Genomic DNA, 22,483 nt, shown 5'->3' on the forward strand with positions numbered 1-22,483 from the left:
GCGTTGGAATTTTGAGGTGTTTGCCGGAGGATTTTCAGCGCCTGTGAGATCGAGCGCCGCCCGCGCGGCGCTTCGCGGGTAAACCCGCTCCTACGTTTGTTTCGGCCAGTCCCGAGGGTGTCAGAAATTTTGTGTTCGGGCATAACATGAGTAAGAGGTGCATGTATGCCAACCAAAAAGAAACCCTTGCGTGACCTGCCCAAAATCCCCAAAGAGCTGCTGGAGCAGTTCGGTGAGGGCCTGATGACCGCAGAGGCTATCGAGGATGCCTCTGCGGCGTTCAAGAAGGCCTTGATCGAACGCGCTCTGCACGCCGAACTTGGCCACCACCTGGGTTATCCGCCGGGCGCGCAGCGCCCAGAGGATGAAACCAACCAGCGTAACGGCAAGAGTGGCAAGACGGTTTTGACCGGCGATGGCCCGCTGCGGCTGGAAATTCCTCGTGACCGAGACGGCAGTTTTGCGCCCATTCTCATCCCCAAGCATGAGCGGCGGTACACCGGTTTCGATGACAAGATCATCGCCATGTACGCCCGTGGCATGACGGTCAGAGAGATCCGAGCCTTTCTGTCCGAGCAGTATGGAACAGAGGTCTCACCCGACTTCATCAGCTCTGTGACAGACGAGGTCATGGAAGAAATTGGCGCGTGGCAGCAGCGGCCACTAGAGCCCATGTACCCGGTCATTTTCTTCGATGCACTGCGGGTGAAGATCCGCGAAGAAGGCTTGGTGCGCAACAAGGCCATTTACTTGGCGCTGGGCGTTCTACCCGACGGGACGCGCGATATCTTGGGCATCTGGATCGAGAACACCGAGGGTGCGAAGTTCTGGATGAAGGTCTTTAACGATCTCAAGACACGTGGTGTCGAGGATGTGCTGATTGCCGTGACCGATGGCCTCAAAGGCATGCCAGAGGCTCTCAGCGCCGTGTTTCCAGAGACGACTCTGCAGACGTGCATCGTGCACCTGATCCGCAACAGCCTGGACTTTGCAGCCTGGGACAAGCGGCGGGCACTGGCCAAGGCGCTCAAGCCGATCTACCAGGCCATCAACGCCGAAGCGGCTGAGCAGGCACTCGATGAGTTTGAAAACGGGCCCTGGGGCAAGCAGTATCCAACGGTCGTTGCGGCCTGGAGACGCGCCTGGGATCGAGTGATTCCCTTCTTTGTCTTCCCACCAGCCATCCGGAAAGTGATCTACACCACCAACGCCATCGAGAGTATCAATGCCCAGCTGCGCAAGATCATCAAGACCCGAGGCCATTTCCCGAACGATGACGCAGCTACCAAGCTGATCTGGCTGGGGCTGCGAAACATCACGGCAAACTGGGGCTCAGCGGCGCATGATTGGAAAAGTGCGATGAATCAATTCGCGATTTTGTACGGAGATCGGTTCATCAGGCCGACCTGGTGAAAGTCAGGGCCTGCCTGACGGCAGGCCGTTACCGGCCCGCACACAAAAAATCTGACACTTCCCCAGTCCCTCCTGCACCAGTCGCGCGCGACCGCCTTGTTTGTACGACGCGATATCGAGACATGCCCCAAGGCGGTCGCGCGCAAATCCCGCAGGAATAATTGGCCCGAAACAAACGTAGGAGCGGGTTTACCCGCGAAGCGCCGCGCGGGCGGCGCTCGATCTCCCAGGCGCTGAAACTCTCCCGGCGAACACCTCCCAGGCGCTGAAAATCCCCCGGCGAACACCTCCCAGGCGCTGAAAACCTCCCGCCAAACACCTACCCGCCAAAGCGCGAATTCCGCCCATTGCCCTATACACACCGCGACACATTGTCAGCTTGACTTTGCCTCTACCCACCCAATTGCTGTAAAGTTGACGCCAAGGTCAGCTTTTCTCAAGCCAGGCCAAGAATCAAAAGAAAGGGCAGGCCCCAACTGCCCAGAGGATCAAGCATGTCCAACCGTGATATTTCCCGGCGCGCCTTCCTGCAAGGCGGCCTGATCGCTGGTGTCGGCGTGACCATGGCGCCACTTGGCAGCCAGGCCTTCGCCGCGTTGATGGAGGAGCGCGTCACCACCTCGCCACAGAAGTGGATGAACCACGACGGCAAGGCGCGTTTCCGTAACGATGCCTTGTCCAAGGTCTGCGGCGACAAAGTGTTCGCCCGCGACATCCGCGCCAAGGACATGCCCGGCTGGCCCGCGCAGCAAGGTCATGCGCTGCTGCTCAAGGCGACCAAGGTCGACCGGATTTATGCCGGCCATGACCTCAGCCTGCTCGGCAGCGACCTGCAGCCGGACCGCATCGTCACCGCCGCCGACCTCGAACAGGACGGCATTGCCTGGCCCGAGGCCCATTCGCCCGACCCGCTGCTGCCGCCCGGCAAGGTGCCGATGTTCATCGGCTACCCGGTGGCGATCCTGATCTGGCATGACTTCGAGCGCTTCCGCCAGGCCAAGCGCAAGCTGCAGTTCAATCAGCAGGCGATCCGTTACGGTGCCCAGGCGCCGCTGTACCAGCGCGACCCTTATGGCAGCTTCCGCTTCGTGCGGGTGGGTGGCGCCACGCCGTTCGACGACGATGAGTTCTCCAGCCTGAAGAACTCCATGCTGTTCCCCACCATTCTCAACCGCAAGCCGGTGTGGTCGAAGCAGCCCAACCAGCACGGCGACCTGACCGAGCAGGGGTTGTTCTACGCCAAGCGCATGGCCGAGCAGCTGGACAACCCGCCCGAGGACTGGCTGGTGTTCGACGAGCGCTACAAGACGCCGTCCATCGAACCTGCCGCACTGGAGCCGGACAACGGCAACGGCTGGTATGACCCGGCCACGGGCACGCTGCACTTCGTGGTCGCCACTCAGTGCCCGTTCGAAGTGGCGCAGGAATGCGTGCACATGATCAAACCGTCGCGCTTCGCCCTGAACACGCTGAACATGCACCCGGGCTATACCGTGGGCTATGGCTCAAAAGACAACAATATCTTCGTCTTCTATGCCGCGGTGGCTGCGCTGTACGGCGCCGGCGTGCCGATCCGCCTGGCCAACGACCGCTACGAGCAGTTCCAGAGCGGCATCAAGCGCCATGCCTTCGATATCCGCTACCAGCTGGCGGTGGACAAGAAGGACAACAGCTTCAAGATCTTCCGCGCCGACATGAGCTGCGACGGCGGCGGGCGCATCAACTACAGCCCGTCGGTGGCCGCCGTGGGCGCCACTGCTGCCCAGTCGATCTACTACATGCCACAGAACGACCTGTCGGTAACCGCCTACTACTCCCGTGGCGTCGAGGCCGGCTCCATGCGCGGTTACGGCACCCTGCAGAGCATGGCGGCCACCGAGATGATGGTGGATGAGATCGCCGGCCGCCTGGGCGTCGATGCCATCGACCTGCGCCGCGCCAACGCGCTGAAGTCGGGCATGAAGAACACCCAGGGTGCGGTCCCGGCCGGCGCCCTGCGCCTGTACGAGATCCTCGACAAGGCCGCTGTGCACGAGTGGTGGCGCAACCGCGATACACGCAAGCAACAGATGGACGCCAAGGACCCGGACCACTGGTACGGCGTCGGCTTCGCCATCTGCCAGAAGGACTTCGGTACAGGTTCCGAGGCGCCGATGGCCAGTGTCGAGTTCAGCGCCGATGGCCGCATCAGCCTGCGCCATATCGGCACCGAGCTGGGCACCGGCATGTCCACCTCCCAGGCTTTGGTGGTCAGCGATTTCCTCGGCCGTTCGGCCGACGAGGTGAAGACTGCAGTCACCGAATGGCCAGAGCTGCAATTGAGCACCAGCGGAAACCCGTACCTGATCAGCCAGCCGGAGCAGGACGCCGCGCTGCGCAACCCGCGCTGGGTCGGCAAGCTGGCGTCGCCATCGTCGGCGACCAACTCGGCGTTCTACTTCAGCCATGCCACCCGCGAAGCGGCGCGTGTGCTGTTCAATCATGGGTTGTGGCCGGCGGCCATGGCGATCTGGAGCCAAGGCCCGCACGGCGGCCAGGCCAACCCGCTGGTGGTGCGCCGTGAAAATGCGGTGTGGGTCAACGGTGAGCTGACCGGCAACGGCCTGGCGCCGATTCCGTTTGCCCAGCTGGCGCAGAAGGCCCACGACATGGGGCTGGTTACCGGCGTGAGCGTGCACGGCTTCAACCGCTGGAGCTGGGCCGAGGCCGACTTTGTCATCGATGGCGTGCGCGAGCGCTTCCCGCTCGATGCCATGGCGGTGAAATACGGCGATGGTGCGGTGAATGCCAAGAAGGCGCAGATGGGCAGCCATGGCTATCACCTGCTCGACCGGCAGAATGCGGCCTACCCCGACACCCAGCTGAACAATGCCATGGTCACCTACTACAGCCCGGTGGCGACCATCGTCGAGGTCAAGGTCAACAAAGGCACCTTGGAGACGCAGGTGCTCAACCACCACAGTTGGGTCGAGTGTGGCCGGGTGCTGGTGCCGGAACTGGTCAAGGGCCAGCTCGAAGGCGGTATCGCCATGGGCATTGGCCATGCACTGACCGAAGAAATGCCGTTGTACGAGGGTGGGCCCGGGGAGGGCGACTGGAACTTCAACCGCTACCGCCTGCCGCATGCGCGCGATGTGGCGGTGTGGCAGCAGACCAGCGAAATCCTCCCGCCGCTGTCACCGACCGACCCCTCCAAGGGCATCGCCGAAGTGGTGATGATCCCGGTCGTCGGTGCCATCGGCAATGCCGTCGCGCATGCCATCGGCAAGCGCGTGCGCGATCTCCCCATCACCCCAGCCCGTATCAAGGAGGCCCTCAATGGCTAACCGTCCACTGCAACTGACGCTCAACGGTCAACCGGTCGGGCCGGTCGAGGTTCCCGCGGACCTGGCGATGATCGACTACCTGCACGAACACCAGAACCTCACCGGCTCGCGCCTGGGTTGCGGCCAGGGCATCTGCCACGCCTGCGTGGTGATCGTCGACAACCCCGACGGCACCAGCGAAGAAGTGCGCACCTGCATCACCGGTGCGCATTACTTCGAAGGCAAGAAGGTTCGCACCATCGAAGGCCATGCCAAGAAAGACGAGGCCGGCAACCTGACGCTCAACCCGATCCAGCAGAAGTTCGTCGACCTGTTCGCCTTCCAGTGCAGCTACTGCGCACCAGGCTTCGTCAATGCCGCTACCGTGCTGGTGGAAACGGCCCAGCGCCAGCCGTTGAAGAAGAGCGAAGTGGAGGACCGCATCGAGGCCAGCCTCGGTCACCACATCTGCCGCTGCACAGGCTATGTGCGTTACTACGATGCCACCCGCAAGGTGCTCAACGATCTCGGCCTGGTCAAGGAGGGTTGAACATGGGCTTCGTACGTAGCGCCTCGGCGTTGGCCCTCGGGCTGGCTGTCAGCTCGTTTGCCTTGGCGGCCGACGATGCGCAGGTCAAGCGCGGTGAATACCTGGCCCGCGCGGCCGACTGCATGGCCTGCCACACCGCCGAAGGCGGCGCGCCGTATGCGGGCGGCCTGCCGATCCATTCGCCGTTCGGCACCATTTATGGCAGCAATATCACCCCGGACAAACAGTACGGCATCGGCAACTACAGCGCCGACGAGTTCTTCGCCGCAGTCACCGAGGGCAAGCGCAAGGACGGCGCCAACCTTTATCCTGCGATGCCTTACACCTCGTACCACCTGATCAAGCGTGAAGATTCGGACGCGATCCTCGCCTACCTGATGACCATACCGCCGATCAACCGCCCGGCACCGCAGACCGCGCTGCGCTTCCCGTTCAATGTGCGCATGGGGCTCAGCGGCTGGAACATGCTATATGGCAAGAGCGTGCAACTGCAGCCGACCGAGGGCAAAAGCCCGGCCTGGCAGCGCGGCCAGTACATGGTCGAGGTCTTGGGCCATTGTGGCGAATGCCATACCCCGCGCAACCCGATCGGTGCGCTGCAGCAGGACCAACGCCTGAGCGGCGGCCTGCTGGGTGGCTACCTGGCGCCAAGCCTGCTGGCCCAGGACCTGGCCGAGCGCGGCTGGACCCAGCCGGACCTGACCACCTTCCTCAAGCACGGCATCAGCGCCCAGGGCAGCATGTTCAACGAGATGTTCCCGGTGGTGCACCACAGCACCCAGCACCTGGAAGATGCAGACCTTGCGGCCATGGCCACCTACCTGCTGGGCGACCAGCCGCCGCCGGCCAAGGCTATCGAGTCCGTTGCCCTGGAGCAGATGAGCGACAGTGCCAAGCGGGGCCACCAGCAGTACCTAAATGTCTGCGCCGGCTGCCATGGGGTTGACGGTGAGGGCAAGCCGCACATCGCCGTGGCCATGCGCGGCAACACCGTGCTGCGTCAGGCCGACTCGCGCAATCTGGTCAAGGTGGTCCTCGAGGGCATCCGTGAACAGCAGTTCACCGGCTTCGAGCGCATGCAGCCGATGCCGGGCTTTGCCGACAAGCTTGATGACCAACAGGTGATAGATATGGTCAACTACTTGCGCCAGGCCTGGGGTGGATTGCCCGGCGACCTGAACGTACAGCAGCTCGCCGAGCTGAAGGCGGAGTAAAGCGTGCAGCATCTCGATCTACAGGTGATCCGTCAGGCTTTGCAGTGGTCCTGCAACGGCGAGCGGGTATGGTTGTGCACAGTGCTCGCCACCTACGGCTCGGCGCCGCGTGCGCCGGGTTCGCTGCTGGCGGTGAACGCCAGCGGCCAGTGGCTGGGCTCGCTGTCCGGTGGCTGTGTCGAAGACGACTTTCTCGAACGCGTGGCCCTCGGGGAATTCCCGGAGCCGGTTGCCATCGTGCGTTATGGCGACGGCAGCGACCCGCGTTCGCGCGTTCGCCTGCCGTGTGGCGGTGTGCTGGAAGTGCTGGTGGAGAACCTGCCGGTTGAATGTGAGGTGCAGGCGCATCTGCGTGAGTTGGAACGTGCGCTGCTGGGCCAGCGCCGGGTACTGCGTGAGGTGAGCCTGCCTACGGGTACCCGCCAGCTGCTCGATGACCATAGTCAGGGGCCACGGGTGGAACGGGAAAATGCCCGGGTGCGCTTGCGTGTCGGCGCCGCCCAGCGGCTGCTGCTGGCCGGCTATTCCAGCGTGGCGCATTTTTGCGCCGAATTCGGCAGGGGGCTGGGTTTTGAGGTCATCCTTTGCGAGCCGCGTGACGAAGTACTCGACGGCGTAGTGCTGAATGGCATAGAGGTGCGCCGCGAGCTGCCGTCGGAATTCATCGCCAATGGCGGTTGCCATGCCGATACGGCAGTGGTGGCATTGACCCATGATCCAAAAATCGATGACCTGGCCATGCTTGAAGCCGTGCGAACCGAAGCGTTCTACATCGGCGTGATGGGCTCCAAGGCCACCTCCGACAAGCGTCGCGAACGCTTGCAGCGAATTGGTGGCCTGGGTTGCGACGAGCTGGCGCGCATCCATGCGCCGATAGGCCTGAACCTGGGCAGCAAGACCCCGGCCGAGATCGCCCTGGCGGTACTGGCCGATATCCTTCGTGCGCGCAATGGCATCGAGCGGGCGGCGCTGTGAGCGTGGTTGCGTTGGTATTGGCGGCAGGCAGCAGTGTGCGTTTCGGCGCTGACAAGCGCCGTTCGCTGATGGCTGACGGTCGAAGCTTGCTGGTACACAGCGTAGAGAGCGCCTGCGCAGTGTTCGATGATGTGCGGGTGGTGTTGCGTGAAGGGGAGCGAGGCGTGGACCTGGGGTTGCCTGCGCGGTGCAGGGTGGTCTCCAGTCCAAATTTCACATTGGGCATGGGCCATAGCCTGGCGGCCGGTGCCGCTTCGCTGGCTGACAGCGAGGCGCAGGCAGTAGCGATTCTGTTGGGTGATATGCCCTGGGTGGCGTCCGCGACCCTGGATTTGCTTGCGCGCGAGGCCAGTGGGTCAACGATAGTCCTGCCTTGTCATGCTGGACGACAGGGCCATCCGGTGTTGTTCGGGCGCGATTTCTGGCCGGCGCTTGCCCGGTTGAAGGGTGATGAAGGGGCGCGTTCGGTGGTCAAGGCCAACCCGGCGGTTTGCGTCAGGCTAGAGGTGCAGGATGCCGGTGTGTTGCAGGATGTCGATAGGCCGGATGCGGTGCGCCCTTGAATGCGTTCGTCAAAGGCTATTCATCTTCTTCGCCAGTGAGTTCATAGGGTTCGAGTTCGCTCAGTTGGGAAAGCAGCACCAGATGCTCCACTGCCTTCAGCTTTTCAAGACGCTCAAGGCTGTCTGGGCCTCCCAGCATCAAGGCGGGGACAAAGCCATACATTTCGTCTGAGCCCAGGGTGCCGAGCCGTTCCCTGGCAGGTTCGAACAGGTCGTCGAAGTAGACGCACTCGGTCATCAGCCACATGAGCAAACCGTGGATCTTGTTGTCCCGTTCTTCGTCGCCTGAGCTGTGAGCGCCATCGAGGTAACGGGAATGGTAGGCCGCGATGGTCAGCACCGAACCGGTTTTCTCACCCCATAGGTACAGGTCGCCAAAAGCGCTGCGGGCGATGAGGTGATAAGTGTCGCATGCTTCGAAGTGCGTACCTGCCAACCAAGAGGCCACTACACCCTGGTATTCCTGAGGATTTACCAGCCAGAACAAGCCGCCGCCGTAGCCGCACCAGCCGTGGTCTTGCCAGTATTCAAGGAGGCGATTGGGGAGTTTGCCTTGGTAATGATCGACAGCCGCAGGGGGTACGGGTTGCTGGCCGATGGGGTCGCCGAAGGTTTCCAGGAAAATGCTGAAGATGACATCCATTCGTTTAGGTCCTTTTGTGTGCTCAGAAGTCAGAGAAGCTGTAGGGTTCGAGTTCGGTGATTTGAGACAGCAAAATCAAATGCTCTATTGCTTTAAGTTTTTCTAGGTTTTTGAGGTCGGGGCGCCCTCCCAGCATCAATGCAGGAACAAAGGCATACATCTCATCTTCTTTCAAAATGCCCAGCTTTTTCTTCGCGGGCTCAAAAAAGTTTTCAAAATCGTTGTGTTCTTTTTTTCTTGATAGAAAGAAGCTTTGGACCTCTCTGGTTGCTTCGGTTTCAGTGAGTGTGCAGTTTTCACCTGTGTAACGGGACAGAAGACTTGTGATTTTTACTGAAAAGCCACTGTTCTCTCCCCAAAGATACAGGTCGCCGAAAGCGCTTCTGGCAATCAAGTGGTAAGTGTCCCGGTTTTCAAGGAGGGTGCCCTCGGTCCAGGATGAGACAACGCCCTCATACTCCTGTGGATTAACCAGCCAGAATATACCTTCGCCAAAACCACACCATCCATGCTCTTTCCAGTATGCAAGTAACAACTCTGGAAGTTTTCCGTTATAGCGATCAATACTGGAGGGGGGCACCTCTCGACGCGAAAAAGGCGCGCCTATATTGTCAAGGAATATGGAGAATACCTCATCCATTTGCGATGCCTCTTGTCGTTAGCACTTATGAAGTCTTACATTCATGTAAGTCGAGTGGATGCCGAATTTCGGCGATTTTTCCGCGGCCTCTTTGATGCTGGCTAGTCTGTTTCGCCATTGCCTTCGGGTACGCCTGAGCCTGATCCTCGACAGCGCCTTCGTGATCATCTGGGCGCTGGCCGCGGCGTGGATGCTGCGTGACTGCGCCAGCAGATGATGTTCTCCCTCGACCAGCGCCTGGCGGCGTCGGCGCGTATGGTCGCCGGGCTGATCGACCAGTTGCCGCAGCCGCTGACCGCCAAGGGCGGGGAGGCGCATTTTTCCGCCGACCAGTTCAGCGTACCGGATGGCATGGCCTGTCAGGTCAGCTCGCTGCGTGGCGAGATCCTCGCCAGCAACCACAAGCACGATGGCGTCATGGACGCCGGGACGAAGCCGTGCATCTCATCCGCCGCTTTTTCCCGGCCAATACTGTGTTTAGAAGTCAGAAAAGCTATAGGGTTCGAGGGTGGAGATCTGTGCAAGTAGTATTAAGTGCTCGACAGCTTTGACTTTTTCTAGGTGGGCAAGATCGCAGGGGCCACCGAATGCCAAGGCTGGAACGAAGCCATACATCTCATCATGATTGAGTTTGCCTAATTTGTTATATGCAGGATCGAATAAATCGCCAAAGTCGCTGGACTCCCGTTCGATCAATAGAAAGAAGCCTTGCACCTCCTTGTCAATGTTGCCTGCATCAAGTTCATTCACTCTGCCGCAGTATTGTGAAGTGTGGGCTACGATGTCTAATGAAAAACCGGAATTTTCTCCGTACAGATAGAGATCACCAAAGGCGCCCCGAGCGATGACGTGATAGGTATCTCGCCCTTCGAGCGCAGTGCCTTCTATGAATGAGGCGGCTACGCCCTCGTAGTCTTGCGGATTGACCGTCCAGAATATTCCATCACCATATCCGCACCATCCGTGCTCGGTCCAGTATTCCAACAGTTTCTTCGGCAATTTACCGCTGTAGCGCTCTATGCTAGAAGGAGGCACCTCCTGCCTGAAAATCGGCTCGCCCATCTCTTCTATGAAGAGGGAGAAAAATTCGTCCATTGTCGCGCTCCTCATCCGCCGATACGCGGCAAGCCCTCGACGAAGAACTCGGCGATGGAAGCCAGCCCCAGCGCGCCAAGGATCCAGCCGCTGACCTTGAGGCCCATGACCGCGCCTGCACCAGCGAGCGGAATGGTTCCGGCGCCGCCGGCGAATGCGCCTACCGTCGCGCCAAGCAGGCCACCGGTAATGGTGCTGCCGACGACGATCATTGCCATCTGCTGCACGACCCTCAGCAGTTCGTCGATGATGCTGTTGATGTCGAGGTCGGCGAAGCGCTGGCGTAGCATGTGCGCCGCCTGCCATTCAGCGTGGTAGAAGGCTGTGCGGACAGCTTCGATCCGGCGCAGGTTGAGGCCCAGTGAGGCGACCTCTTCATTGAGGCTAGTGCGGAACTGGCCACCGCTTTGGTAGCCCACCATGGCGATGACACGTGACTCGATCTCGTGCCAGGAGGGCACGAGGTAATCCAGGTACATGAGGTGTCTCCCTGACAACGTGTGCAGGGGGAAATCCCATCATGGATTCGGATCAGAGGTTTCTGGGTCGGTTGTAGGAAAATGCGACTTCGTTTCTGTTGTGTTCGAGAAGCTCGGGAATTGGGGTTGAGGCTGCGAGGGGCAGGGTGGCGTCCCGCGCGGCGCTCGATCTCCCCCCAACCCTGCCCAAAAGGTCCATAATCCCCCCTTAATCCGCCCAAGGTGCAATAACAGCCACACCACACCGGGAGCCCCACCATGCACGTTCTGCTCTGCGAGGACGACGACCTGACCGCCGCCGGCATCTGCGCCGGTCTCACCGCCCAGGGCTTGACCGTGGACCGTGTGGGCAACGCCGCCGATGCGCGGGCAATGCTGCAGGCCGCGCAGTTCGACGTGATGATCCTCGACCTCGGCCTGCCCGACGAAGATGGCCTCAAGCTGCTGCACCGCCTGCGCGAAAAAGGCGAGACCCTGCCGGTACTGGTGCTCACCGCCCGCGATGCCGTCACCGATCGTGTCGATGGCTTGCAGGCCGGTGCCGACGATTACCTGCTCAAGCCCTTCGATCTGCGCGAGCTTGCCGCACGCCTGCATACCTTGCTGCGGCGGGTGGCCGGGCGGGCGGTGAACGTGATCGAGCACGGCCCGCTGCGCTATGACCCGAGTAGCTGCGAGGCGACCCTGGCCGGCCAGCATGTCGACCTGTCCCGCCGTGAGCAGGCCCTGCTCCAGGCGCTGCTGCAGAACCCCGGGCGCGTGCTGTCCAGCGAGCAGCTGAAAGACTGCGTGTATGGTTTCAGCGACGAAGTCGAGAGCAACGCCCTGAATGTGCACATCCACCACCTGCGTCGCAAGCTGGGTAACGGCATTGTCGAGACCGTGCGTGGCCTGGGCTACCGGCTGGGCCCGGCGCAGGCACCGCAAGAGGCCGCATCATGAGCCTGCGGGTACGCCTGAGCCTGATCCTCGGCAGTGCCTTCGTGATCATCTGGGCACTGGCCGCCGCGTGGATGCTGCGAGACCTGCGCCAGCAGATGATGTTCTCCCTCGACCAGCGCCTGGTGGCGTCGGCGCGTATGGTCGCCGGGCTGATCGACCAACTGCCGCAGCCGCTGACCGCCAAGGGCGGGGAGGCGCATTTTTCTGCCGACCAGTTCAGCGTACCGGATGGCATGGCCTGCCAGGTCAGCTCGCTGCGTGGCGAGATCCTCGCCAGCAACCACAAGCACGATGGCGCCATGGACGACGAGCGCAGCGGGTTTCGTGACCAGACCATCGACGATGCGCTTTGGCGCACCTTTACCTACAACCACGGCGATGTGCGCATCACCACGGCTGACCGGCACATGGAGCGCGAGGCGCTGAACCAGTCGATTCTGCTGGCGGCATCGGCGCCGGTACTGATGGCCCTGCTCGGCAGCCTGGGGCTGTTGTGGATCGGCCTTGGCAAGGGCCTGGAGCCGCTCAACCGCATGCGTGATGCGTTGCGCCGCAGGCGTGCGGACAGTGTCGAGCCGCTGCAGGTGGCGGGCATGCCCAGCGAGTTGCAGCCGTTGCTGGAGACCCAGAACCAGCTGTTCCTGCGCATTGCCCAGACCCTCGAGCGTGAGCGGCGCCTGACCGACGATGCCGCGCATGAACTGCGCAGCCCGCTGACCGCGATCAAGACCCACCTGCAGGTGGCGCGCATGACCGACGGTGCCGTGCGCGAGCAGGCGCTGGAGCATGCCGAGCAGGGCACTGACCGCATGCACCGCACGCTTGAGCAGTTGCTGATGCTGGCGCGGGTAGAAGGCAGCCTGTCGTTCGAGGATGGCGTGCAGTGCAGCGCCGAGCAGGTGGCCCGTCAGGCGGTGCAGGATGCCGGCGGAGGCGACAATCGGCGTATCCTGTTGCGTTTGCCAGAGGAGGCGACGCAGATTTACCTGGGGATGCCGGCACCGTTGGCGGTGGCAGCGCTGCGCAACCTGCTGGACAATGCCTTGCGCCATGGCGGCGATGAAGCCGTGGAGTTGGAGGTGCAGATGGCGGACGGCCAGGTGGGCTTCATGGTGCGTGACCATGGGCCAGGCATTGCTGAGGCGGACCTGGAGCACCTGACCGAGCGCTTCTGGCGCAATGGGCAGAGTGGTGGTTGCGGTTTGGGGCTGGCGATTGTGCAGGCGATCGTGCAGCGGTGTGCCGGTAGCCTGCGCTTTGACAGCCGTAGTGACGGCTTGCGGGTTTTGTTGCAGGTACCGGCGCGTCCTGGGCATTGATGTTTATCGCCTGTGCTGGCCTCTTCGCGGGTGAACCCGCTCCTACGGGCGGGTTTACCCGCGAAGAGGCCAGCACAGACAAAAATAAAATCGCGTAACAACCGCTAAATCCTCCCCCCACTCAAGCGTTTCCAAAGCGATAACCGCCCATCCGCTTGCTCGCGAGGATTTACCCATGTCCACCGCTTCCAGCCTTGCCCGGGTTGTACCGGCCAGCGTGCCGCAACCCTTGTACGAATTCACCGATTCGCCTTTGCTGCAACGCCAGCAACAGCAGGAATCCAACGCCCGCAGCTACCCGCGGCGTATCCCGCTGGCGCTCAGGCGTGCCCGTGGCATCCACGTCGAAGACGTCGAAGGCCGCCAGTTCATCGACTGCCTGGCCGGTGCCGGCACCCTGGCCCTGGGCCACAACCACCCGGTGGTGGTCGAGGCGATCCAGCGGGTGCTGGCTGACGAGTTGCCGCTGCACACCTTGGACCTGACCACCCCGGTCAAGGACCGCTTCGTCCAGGACCTGTTCGGCATCCTGCCCGAGGCGCTGCGCCGCGAGGCCAAGGTGCAGTTCTGTGGCCCGACCGGCACTGATGCAGTCGAGGCTGCGCTCAAGCTGGTGCGCACCGCCACCGGCCGCAGCACCGTGCTGGCCTTCCAGGGCGCCTACCATGGCATGAGCCAAGGCGCGCTGAACCTGATGGGCAGCCATGGGCCGAAGCAGCCACTGGGGGCCTTGCTCGGCAACGGCGTGCAGTTCATGCCTTACCCGTACGACTACCGCTGCCCGTTCGGCCTGGGCGGTGAGGCCGGGGTCAAGGCCAACCTGCATTACCTGGAAAACCTGCTGCTCGATCCGGAAAGCGGCGTGCCGCTGCCCGCCGCCGTGATCCTCGAAGTGGTGCAGGGTGAGGGCGGGGTGGTTCCGGCCGACATCGAATGGCTCAAGGGCGTGCGGCGCATTACCGAGCAGGCGGGCGTGGCGTTGATCGTCGACGAGATCCAGAGCGGCTTCGCCCGTACCGGGCGCATGTTTGCCTTCGAGCACGCCGGTATCGTGCCTGATGTGGTCACCTTGTCCAAAGCCATCGGTGGCAGCCTGCCGCTGGCGGTAGTGGTCTATCGCGACTGGCTGGACACCTGGAAGCCAGGTGCGCATGCCGGTACCTTCCGCGGCAACCAGATGGCCATGGCCGCGGGCTCGGCGGTGATCAACTACCTGGTCGAGCATCGCCTGGCCGAGCATGCCGAGGCCATGGGGCAGCGGTTGCGTGGGCATTTGCAGCGCCTGCAGCGGGACTATCCGCAGTTGGGTGATATCCGTGGCCGTGGCTTGATGCTGGGTGTGGAACTGGTCGACCCACAAGGCCAGCCGGATGCTCTGGGCCACCCACCGGCTAATCGCGACTTGGCGCCGAAGGTGCAGCGCGAGTGCCTCAAGCGCGGGCTGATCCTGGAGTTGGGTGGGCGGCATGGGGCGGTGGTGCGTTTCCTGCCGCCGTTGATCATCAGTGCCGAGCAGATCGACGAGGTTGCCCAGCGCTTCAGCGCTGCAGTCGCCGCCGCCGTAGGCAGCGTTTGACGCCGCGCTGCATGCCACTGTTTGACGCGGTCGGCCTGCAAGGCTGGCCGCCAACCCAAGCGTGTCGACGGTCTCTACGGAGCCTGGCGACAAGGAGAGCGAAACATGAGTGTACTTGCCGGGATCAAGGCGCGGCCATTGATGCCCGAACGGGGCGCTTTACCGCTGCTGATCGAAGCGCCCGAACCGGGGCTTGGCTTGCTGGACGTCTTTGACGAACTCAAGGCTATCGTCGATGGCCACCTCGACCAGTGCGGCGGGGTACTGCTGCGTGGTTTCGACGTGGGCGGAGTCACGGCCTTTCGCGAATTCGCCCAGGCCTTCGGCCACCCGCTGCTCAACTACGAGTTCGGCTCGACGCCGCGCAGCAATGTTACCCAAGGGGTCTACACCTCCACGGAGTACCCCGCGCACCAGAGCATCCCGCTGCACAACGAGCAGGCCTACAGCCTCGACTGGCCGATGCGGATTTGGTTCTACAGTGTGATCGCCGCTCAGACTGGCGGTGAAACGCCAATTGCCGACAGCCGTGAAGTGTTCCGGCGCATGCCGGCCGACATACGCGAGCGCTTTGCCAGCAAGCGCCTGATGTATGTGCGCAACTACGGCAATGGCCTTGATGTGAGTTGGGAGCAGGTGTTCAACACCGAGGACCGCAGCGTAGTGGAGGCCTATTGCCGCGCGCACCACATCGACTGGGAATGGAAGGACGACGGTGAGCTGCGCACGCGCCAGGTCTGCCAGGCCGTGGCCACGCACCCCTGGACGGGGGATCAGGTATGGTTCAATCAGGCCCACCTGTTCCATGTCTCCAACCTACCGGCCGAGGTGCGCGAAAGCCTGCTGGAAATCGTCGACGAGGAAGACTTGCCGCGCAACGTCTACTACGGCGACGGCACACCGATCGAGAACGAAGTGCTCGAACGCATTCGCGCTGTGCTGGACGATTGCGCGATCAGTTTCCCCTGGCAGGAAAACGACGTGCTGATGCTCGACAACATGCTCGCGGCGCACGCCCGGGCACCGTTCACCGGGCCACGCAAAGTGGTCGTGGCCATGGCTCAGGGGCACCGCGAAGCGGCGCTTTGAGGCCACTGTGGCGAGTGCTTGCGGCTTGCCGCAGGCGCTCGCCAGCGCAGCGTCCGGGCATGGCGCTGCCGCGTTAAATTCGCCCTCCCTCCGCTCGTTCTACTGGAAACGCTTTGGCCGCACGGCCGAGCTGCAGATCAGTAAGGACCCCGAGCATGAACGCCCAAGACTCACTCAAACTGGCTCGACGCTTCATCGAGCTGCCCGCTGCCAAGCGACGGTTGTTTCTGGATGCCATGCGCGGGGAGGGCGTCGATTTCGCGCTGTTGCCGATCGCGCCTGGGGTCGAGGTTGCTGCCCGTGACGCGCTGTCATATGCCCAGCAGCGCATGTGGTTCGCCTGGCGGCTCGATGCCAAGAGTGCTGCCTACAACCTGCCCATGGCAGTCAAGCTCAAGGGGCCGATAGCGCCTGAGGCCTTGCAGCAGGCGCTGGACACCCTGGTGGCGCGACATGAATCGCTGCGCACGCTGTTTCCCGAGGTTGACGACCAGCCACGCCAACGCGTGCAGGCGCAGGCGTCGATCAGGGGCGAGATGTTGGACCTTTCCCACCTGCAGGGCGAGGCCCAGGCGCAGCAGGTCGAGGCCGCATGTGCTGCAGAGTCGGCGGCACCCTTCGACTTGGCCGCCGGGCCGCTGATGCGGGTGCGCTTGCTGCGCACCTCGGCCACCGAGCACCTGTTGCTGATCACTCTGCACCATATCATCGCCGACGGCTGGTCGCTGGGTATCCTGATCGACGAACTGGTTCGGCTTTACGATGCCGCCGTGGCCGGCCAGGCGTCAGCACTTGCGCCGCTGGCCATCCAGTATCGCGATTTCGCCCTGTGGCAGCGCAGCTGGCTGGAAGCCGGCGAGCAGGCGCGCCAGCTGGAGTACTGGTTGGATCATCTGGGCAACGACCACCCCGTGTTGCAATTGCCGAGCGATCACCTGCGTCCGGCGCTGCCCAGCTACCGTGGCGAACGCCTGGAGCTGCAAATCGATGCAGCGTTGGCCCAGCGCCTGCAGGCCCTGGCCAGGCGGCACAACGTCACGCTGTTCGTGGTGCTGCTGGCCGCTTTCAAGACCTTGTTGTACCGCTACAGCGGCCAGTCGCGGGTACGCGTCGGTGTGCCGATCGCCAACCGCAACCGCAGTGAAGTGGAGGGGCTGATCGGTTGCTTCATCAATACCCAGGTGCTGCAGACCGACATCGATCCGACTCAGGGTGGTGCGCACCTGCTGAGCCAGGTCAAAGCCTGTGCGGCGCAGGCGCAATCGCACCAGGACGTGCCGTTCGACCAGCTGGTGGAAGCGCTGGGCCTGGAGCGCACCGGGGGCGTGAGCCCGCTGTTCCAGGTGCTTTTCAACCATCAGTCGATGGTCACCGACGTCGCCACTGTGCGCACCGCCTCGGGCCTTGAGCTGGAAAAACTCGAGCTGCGCAAGAGCACTGCACGCTTCGACCTTACCCTGGACACCGTGGAGGTTGCCGGGCAGCTTCGCGCCGCCTTCACCTTTGCCCTTGACCTGTTCGAGCGCGACACCGTCGAGGCCATGGGGCGTGATTGGCTGAGCCTGCTGGCCGCCCTCAGCCGCGATGACGTCGCTGCGCTGGGTGACTGGCCGCTGGCGGGCGCACCTGTTGCCGCACCGCAGGTGCTGCCTTATGCCGGCCCGTTGCTGCACCAGCGCGTGACGGCCTTTGCCAAGGCGCAGCCGCAGCGCATCGCCGTTGTCAGTGCCGATGGCTCGCTCAGTTACGGCGAGCTCGACGCGCGCGCCGATCAGCTGTGTGCCCAGCTGCAAGCGCACGGTGTGGTCGCCGATCAGCCGGTGGGCCTGATCGCCGAGCGCTCGGTGAACCTGTTGGTTGGCCTGCTGGCGATTCTCAAGGCCGGGGGGGCGTATGTACCGCTGGAGCCGGGTCAGCCGCAGCAGCGAATGGCATTCATGCTGCGTGACGCACAGATCAAGGTCTTGCTCAGGGCCGAGGACGAGCCTGGCCCGGCCATCGGGGGCGTACAGTGCCTGGCGCTGAACGCGGCAGGTGGCGAGGCAGGGGTGCCCGTGGCGGTTCACTCCGGCAACCTGGCTTATGTGATCTACACCTCGGGCACCACCGGTATGCCCAAGGGGGTCGCGGTGTCTCATGGGGCGCTGGCCAATTACCTTGAAGGCTTGTCCGAGCGGATTGCCCTTGGCGATCTGGAACACTTCGCCATGGTCTCCACGCCTGCCGCCGACCTTGGGCATACCATGCTGTTTGGCGCGCTCTGGGCCGGCAAGACGGTACATCTGCTGCAGCGCGAGGCGGTGCTCGATGCCGACGGTTTCGCCGCCTACCTGTCGGCAAACCACGTCGATGCGCTGAAAATCGTGCCTTCGCACCTGGGTGCGCTGCTCGATGCCTGCGCCGATGCCAGCGTGCTGCCGCAGCGTTGCCTGGTGCTTGGCGGCGAGGCCTGCCCGCCGGCACTGCTGGCGCGTATCGGCACCTTGCGCCCGGGCCTGAAGGTCTTGAACCATTACGGGCCGACCGAAACCACGGTAGGCGTGCTCACCGCCGAACTGGCGGCTGGCGAGGTAACGCATCTGGGCAGCCCGTTGCGCAACAGCCGAGTGCAGGTGCTCGACGCCACGCTGCAGGCGGTGCCCGGTATGGCCAAAGGCGAGCTGTGCATCGCCGGGGCCGGCCTGGCCCGTGGTTACCTCGCACGCCCTGGGTTGACCGCTGAGCGTTTCGTGCCTGATGCCCACGGCGAGCCTGGGGCGCGTCTGTACCGCACCGGCGATGTGGTGCAGCGTGATCGCCAAGGCCGCCTGTTGTACCTGGGGCGCGTCGATCACCAGCTGAAGATACGCGGCTACCGCGTCGAGCCGGGGGAGATCGAGGCGTGCCTGCAAGGCCTGCCGGATGTGGACAAGGCGGTGGTGCGTGCCACCGGCCAGGATGGCAGTTTGCAGCTGCTGGCCTACCTGGTGGCGCCGCGGCTGCTGGCCCGCGAGCGTGATGCCGAGGCGGCACAGGAGGCCGTGCAGCAAGCGCTGAAGTTGCACGTGCAGGCGCACATGGTGCCAGCCCGCGTGTTGTTCCTCGACAGCCTGCCATTGACTGCCAACGGCAAGGTTGACCTGGCCAGATTGCCGCTGCCGGACCAACAACACCCGGTGGCCAGCCACACACCGGCTCAGACGCCACTGCAGATCGACCTGGCCAACCTTTGGCAGGAAGTGCTGGGCTGTCCGCAGGTCGGCTTGGACGACAACTTCTTTGCCCTGGGTGGGCACTCGCTCATGGCCACCCAGATCGTCTCGCGCGCACGCCGACAACTGGGCCTGGATATCCCGTTGCGCCTGCTGTTCGATACGGCCGACCTGCGCAGCTTCAGCCACAGGGTCAGCCAACTGGGCGAGGTGGCCGATGCACCGATCCAGGTGCTCGACCGCCAGGCTTGGTTGCCGGTGTCCCATGCCCAGTACCGCCAGTGGCTGTTCTGGAAAATCCATCCGCACAGCTCGGCCTACCACACGCCGATGGCCGTGCGCATCACCGGTGCCCTGGACCGTGAAGCGCTGGCCCAAGCGTTTTCGGCGCTGGTGTCACGGCATGAATCATTGCGTACCTGTTTCGAAGAGCAGCAAGGTGTGCCTGGCTTGCGCGTCCACGCCAATCTCGCGGTCACCCTTGAGCAGCAGCAGGCGCAAGCCTTTGACCCCGCGCAACTGTTGCAGCAGTTGCAGGCCGACATCCAGCAGCCATTCGACCTTGCCAACGGGCCGCTGATTCGCATGAAGCTGTATCAGCGTGGCGAGCAGGAGCACCTACTGCTCGTGACCCTGCACCACATCGTCTCCGACGGCTGGTCGATGGGCGTGATGGTGCGCGAGTGCATTGCCGTCTACAACCACCATGCCGCAGGGGCAGCGCAGCCTGATTTCGCGCCTTTGCCGGTGCAATACGCCGACTATGCCAGCTGGCAACGCGAGCGCCTGAGCGAAGGCCAGATGCAAGCCCAGCTCGGCTACTGGCAGGCGCACCTGGAAGATGATTTCGCAGTGCTGCAGTTACCTGCCGACCGCCCACGGCCCGAGCTGCAAAGCTATCGGGGCGGACGTCTGGACGTGCGCCTGCCCGCGCAGTTGACGGCGGACCTGCGGCGCCTGGCAGTGCGCTGCAACGCCACGCTGTTCCACGTCTTCCTAGCCTCGTTCGGCCTGCTGCTGGCGCGCTACAGCGGCAACGAGAAGATCAACATCGGCGTGCCCATGACCAACCGCAATCGCCTGGAGCTCGAAGGGTTGATCGGGTTCTTCGTCAACACCGTGGTGCTGCGGCTGAGTGTGGACTACAGCGTCAGTTTCGAGCAGTTGCTGGCCCATACCAAAGAAATCAGCCTGCAGGCCCAGGCCAACAAGGACCTGCCATTCGACGCTCTGGTCGAGGCGCTGCAGCCAGAGCGCGGCATGGGTTACAACCCGTTGTTCCAGGTGATGTACAACCACTTGCGCGATCTGGGTGAGCAGGTGACCGGGCAAAGCTTGAATGGCCTGCAGGTAGAGGAGGTGGACCTTGACGAAGGCACCGCGCAGTTCGATCTCTCGCTCGACACCGTGGAGCGCTCCGACGGCGTGTTGGCGACCTTCACCTATGCCGTCGACCTGTTCGACCCCTCACGCATACAGCGTATGGCCACGCACTGGCTGAACCTGCTGCAAGCGCTGTGTGCCCAGCCGCACGTCTGCGTTGATCGCCTGGCCCTGGCCACGGCCGACGAGCGCCGTCTGGTCGAGAGAGACTGGTGCCAGGGGCCTGCAGAGCAATTGAGCGATACTGCCGTGGCCCGCCAGTTCGAAGCGCAAGTGCTGCGCGCACCGGATGCCGTGGCTGTCATCCATGAAGGCCAGGCCTGGAGCTATGCCGAACTCAACCGGCGCGCCAACCGCCTGGCCCATCGCCTGCAAGCGCTCGGCGCCGGGCCTGAGGTGCTGATCGGTGTGGCCCTGGAGCGTGGCCTGGGGATGGTCGCGGGCTTGCTGGCGATCCTCAAGGTGGGCGCTGCCTATGTGCCGCTGGACCCTGACTACCCGGCCGAACGCCTGGCCTACATGATCGAGGACAGCGGCCTGGCCTTGCTGCTGACCCAGGCCAGCCTGAGTGAGCAGCTGGCGGTGCCTGCCTGCGTCACGCAGGTGTGCCTCGACGCGCTGCTCGAAGACGGTGACGCTTCCAACCCGCAGGTCGCCATCGACCCTGCCACGCTGGCCTACGTCATGTACACCTCGGGCTCCACCGGGCGGCCCAAGGGTGTGGCGATCACCCAGGGCGCACTGAGCCAGCATGCCCAGGTGTCGCTGGGCTTCTTCAACCTCAAGCCCAGCGATCGCATCCTGCAGTTCGCCACCTTCAACTTCGACGGCTTCGTCGAGCAGCTGTACCCGGCGCTGATCTGCGGCGCTTCGGTGGTGGTCCGCGGGCCGGAGTTGTGGGGCAGTGAGCGGTTCTACCGCGAACTGATCAGCAATGACATCAGCGTGGTAGATGTGACCACCGCCTACTGGTTCATGCTGGCCAAGGACTTTGCCGAGCACGGCCCTCGCGACTACGGCCGCCTGCACCAGTTTCACGCCGGCGGCGAAGCCATGCCGCCGGAGGGCTTGCTCGCCTGGCAGGCGGCGGGCCTTGGCCATGTAACGCTGCTCAATACCTACGGCCCGACTGAGGCGACCGTCACGGTTACCGCCCACGACTGCGCGCCTTACCTAGGTGCCACGGCGCAGGCGCTGCCACCGGTGATGCCGATCGGCCGGGTGCTGGCCGGGCGCAGCATCCACCTGCTGGATAACAGCGGCGGTGCTGTGCTCAATGGCGCGGTCGGCGAACTGATGATCGGCGGCGAACTGCTCGCCAGGGGCTACCACCAGCGCCCTGGCCTGACCGCTGAGCGCTTCATCCCCGACCCGTTCGGCGCCCCCGGCAGCCGCCTCTATCGCTCCGGCGACCTGGCGCGCTACCTCGCCGATGGGCAGATCGAATATGCCGGGCGCATCGACCATCAGGTGAAGATTCGCGGCTTCCGCATCGAGCTGGGAGAAGTCGGCGCGCGCCTGCTGGAGCACGCCAGCGTACGTGATGCCCTGGTCATCGACGTCGATGGGCCGCTGGGCAAGCAACTGGTTGGCTACCTGGTGCCTGCGGTGGCAGACGTCGCCCAGGCCAGCGTGCAAACGCAACAGGAGCTTCTGGCGCAGTTGCGCACCGACCTTCGCAGCAGCCTGCCGGACTACATGGTGCCTGCCCACCTCATATGGTTGCCCGAGCTGCCCCTGAGCCCGAACGGCAAGCTGGACCGCAAGGCGCTGCCGCAACCCGATCTGGCCCAGCTTCAGGTGCGCTATGTGCCGCCGTACAGCGATACCGAATGCAAGGTCGCAGCGATCTGGGCCGATGTCCTGCGCATCGAGCAGGTCGGGCTGGACGACAACTTCTTTGAACTGGGTGGTCACTCGCTGCTGGCGGCCCAGGCCCTCTCACGTATCAACAGCCAACTGGGCATCGATATGCCGATCCGTCTCATCTTCGAAACACCGGTTCTGCGGGCCTTTGCCCAGGCGCTGGAAGGCGCGGGCCAGGCCCTGACCGAAGAAGGCCTCGCCGGTATCGAACAACTGATGAATGAATTGACTGAGGCTTGA

The 22,483-nt window shown here is 63.4% G+C and carries 14 protein-coding genes and 2 pseudogenes; 12 read left to right on the forward strand and 4 right to left on the reverse strand.

Annotated elements, in window-relative coordinates; all coding sequences use genetic code 11:
* Nucleotides 1-165 precede the first annotated feature (165 nt).
* The 6 genes from LU682_RS08925 (at nt 166) to LU682_RS08950 (ending at nt 8,020) form a co-directional block, all read left to right on the forward strand.
* Entirely contained in the window at nt 166-1,413 is a 1,248-nt protein-coding gene (locus LU682_RS08925; protein ID WP_060489951.1) for an IS256 family transposase, read from the forward strand.
* Between the two features lie 494 nt (nt 1,414-1,907).
* The gene (locus tag LU682_RS08930) at nt 1,908-4,739 is read left to right on the forward strand and encodes a xanthine dehydrogenase family protein molybdopterin-binding subunit (protein ID WP_049588208.1); all 2,832 of its coding nucleotides are present in this window, start codon (nt 1,908-1,910) and stop codon (nt 4,737-4,739) included.
* Nucleotides 4,732-5,268 (forward strand): (2Fe-2S)-binding protein, encoded by a 537-nt coding sequence (locus LU682_RS08935; protein ID WP_003254265.1) that lies wholly within the window; start codon nt 4,732-4,734, stop codon nt 5,266-5,268. The genes LU682_RS08930 and LU682_RS08935 overlap by 8 nt, the downstream gene beginning before the upstream one ends.
* A 2-nt stretch (nt 5,269-5,270) precedes the next feature.
* Entirely contained in the window at nt 5,271-6,482 is a 1,212-nt protein-coding gene (locus tag LU682_RS08940) for a cytochrome c (RefSeq protein ID WP_010954987.1), read from the forward strand.
* Between the two features lie 3 nt (nt 6,483-6,485).
* Nucleotides 6,486-7,457 (forward strand): XdhC family protein, encoded by a 972-nt coding sequence (locus LU682_RS08945; protein ID WP_010954986.1) that lies wholly within the window; start codon nt 6,486-6,488, stop codon nt 7,455-7,457.
* Complete coding sequence (locus LU682_RS08950; RefSeq protein ID WP_010954985.1) at nt 7,454-8,020, forward strand: nucleotidyltransferase family protein; 567 nt, start codon at nt 7,454-7,456, stop codon at nt 8,018-8,020. The genes LU682_RS08945 and LU682_RS08950 overlap by 4 nt, the downstream gene beginning before the upstream one ends.
* 16 nt (nt 8,021-8,036) lie before the next feature.
* Here LU682_RS08950 and LU682_RS08955 read toward each other — a convergent pair whose 3' ends face one another.
* Together LU682_RS08955 and LU682_RS08960 are read right to left on the reverse strand one after the other, a co-directional pair.
* Nucleotides 8,037-8,663, reverse strand: a complete 627-nt coding sequence (locus LU682_RS08955; RefSeq protein WP_010954984.1) for a GAD-like domain-containing protein — start codon at nt 8,661-8,663, stop codon at nt 8,037-8,039.
* A 22-nt stretch (nt 8,664-8,685) separates the two neighbouring features.
* Nucleotides 8,686-9,303 (reverse strand): GAD-like domain-containing protein, encoded by a 618-nt coding sequence (locus LU682_RS08960; protein WP_060489310.1) that lies wholly within the window; start codon nt 9,301-9,303, stop codon nt 8,686-8,688.
* A 94-nt stretch (nt 9,304-9,397) separates the two neighbouring features.
* Here LU682_RS08960 and LU682_RS08965 point away from each other — a divergent pair.
* Nucleotides 9,398-9,726: pseudogene (locus tag LU682_RS08965) on the forward strand (two-component sensor histidine kinase); the annotation flags it as partial.
* A 54-nt stretch (nt 9,727-9,780) separates the two neighbouring features.
* Here LU682_RS08965 and LU682_RS08970 read toward each other — a convergent pair.
* Together LU682_RS08970 and LU682_RS08975 are read right to left on the reverse strand one after the other, a co-directional pair.
* Entirely contained in the window at nt 9,781-10,398 is a 618-nt protein-coding gene (locus LU682_RS08970; protein ID WP_049588209.1) for a GAD-like domain-containing protein, read from the reverse strand.
* A gap of 17 nt (nt 10,399-10,415) precedes the next feature.
* Nucleotides 10,416-10,877: pseudogene (locus tag LU682_RS08975) on the reverse strand (DUF6861 domain-containing protein); the annotation flags it as partial.
* A 258-nt stretch (nt 10,878-11,135) separates the two neighbouring features.
* Here LU682_RS08975 and LU682_RS08980 point away from each other — a divergent pair.
* From LU682_RS08980 to LU682_RS09000, 5 genes are all read left to right on the forward strand, one after another.
* Entirely contained in the window at nt 11,136-11,819 is a 684-nt protein-coding gene (locus tag LU682_RS08980; protein ID WP_232914901.1) for a response regulator, read from the forward strand.
* Entirely contained in the window at nt 11,816-13,138 is a 1,323-nt protein-coding gene (locus LU682_RS08985) for an ATP-binding protein (protein WP_010954979.1), read from the forward strand. The genes LU682_RS08980 and LU682_RS08985 overlap by 4 nt, the downstream gene beginning before the upstream one ends.
* A 175-nt stretch (nt 13,139-13,313) precedes the next feature.
* On the forward strand, nt 13,314-14,714 hold the full coding sequence (locus LU682_RS08990) for an aspartate aminotransferase family protein (RefSeq protein ID WP_049588211.1): 1,401 nt from the start codon (nt 13,314-13,316) through the stop codon (nt 14,712-14,714).
* Between the two features lie 105 nt (nt 14,715-14,819).
* Nucleotides 14,820-15,803: a TauD/TfdA family dioxygenase gene (locus LU682_RS08995; protein ID WP_010954977.1), complete on the forward strand. Its 984-nt coding sequence runs from the start codon at nt 14,820-14,822 to the stop codon at nt 15,801-15,803.
* Nucleotides 15,804-15,958: 155 nt separating this feature from the next.
* Entirely contained in the window at nt 15,959-22,483 is a 6,525-nt protein-coding gene (locus LU682_RS09000) for a non-ribosomal peptide synthetase (protein ID WP_010954976.1), read from the forward strand.

The sequence above is a fragment of the Pseudomonas alloputida genome, from assembly GCF_021283545.2.
Classification (GTDB): Bacteria; Pseudomonadota; Gammaproteobacteria; order Pseudomonadales; family Pseudomonadaceae; genus Aquipseudomonas; species Aquipseudomonas alloputida.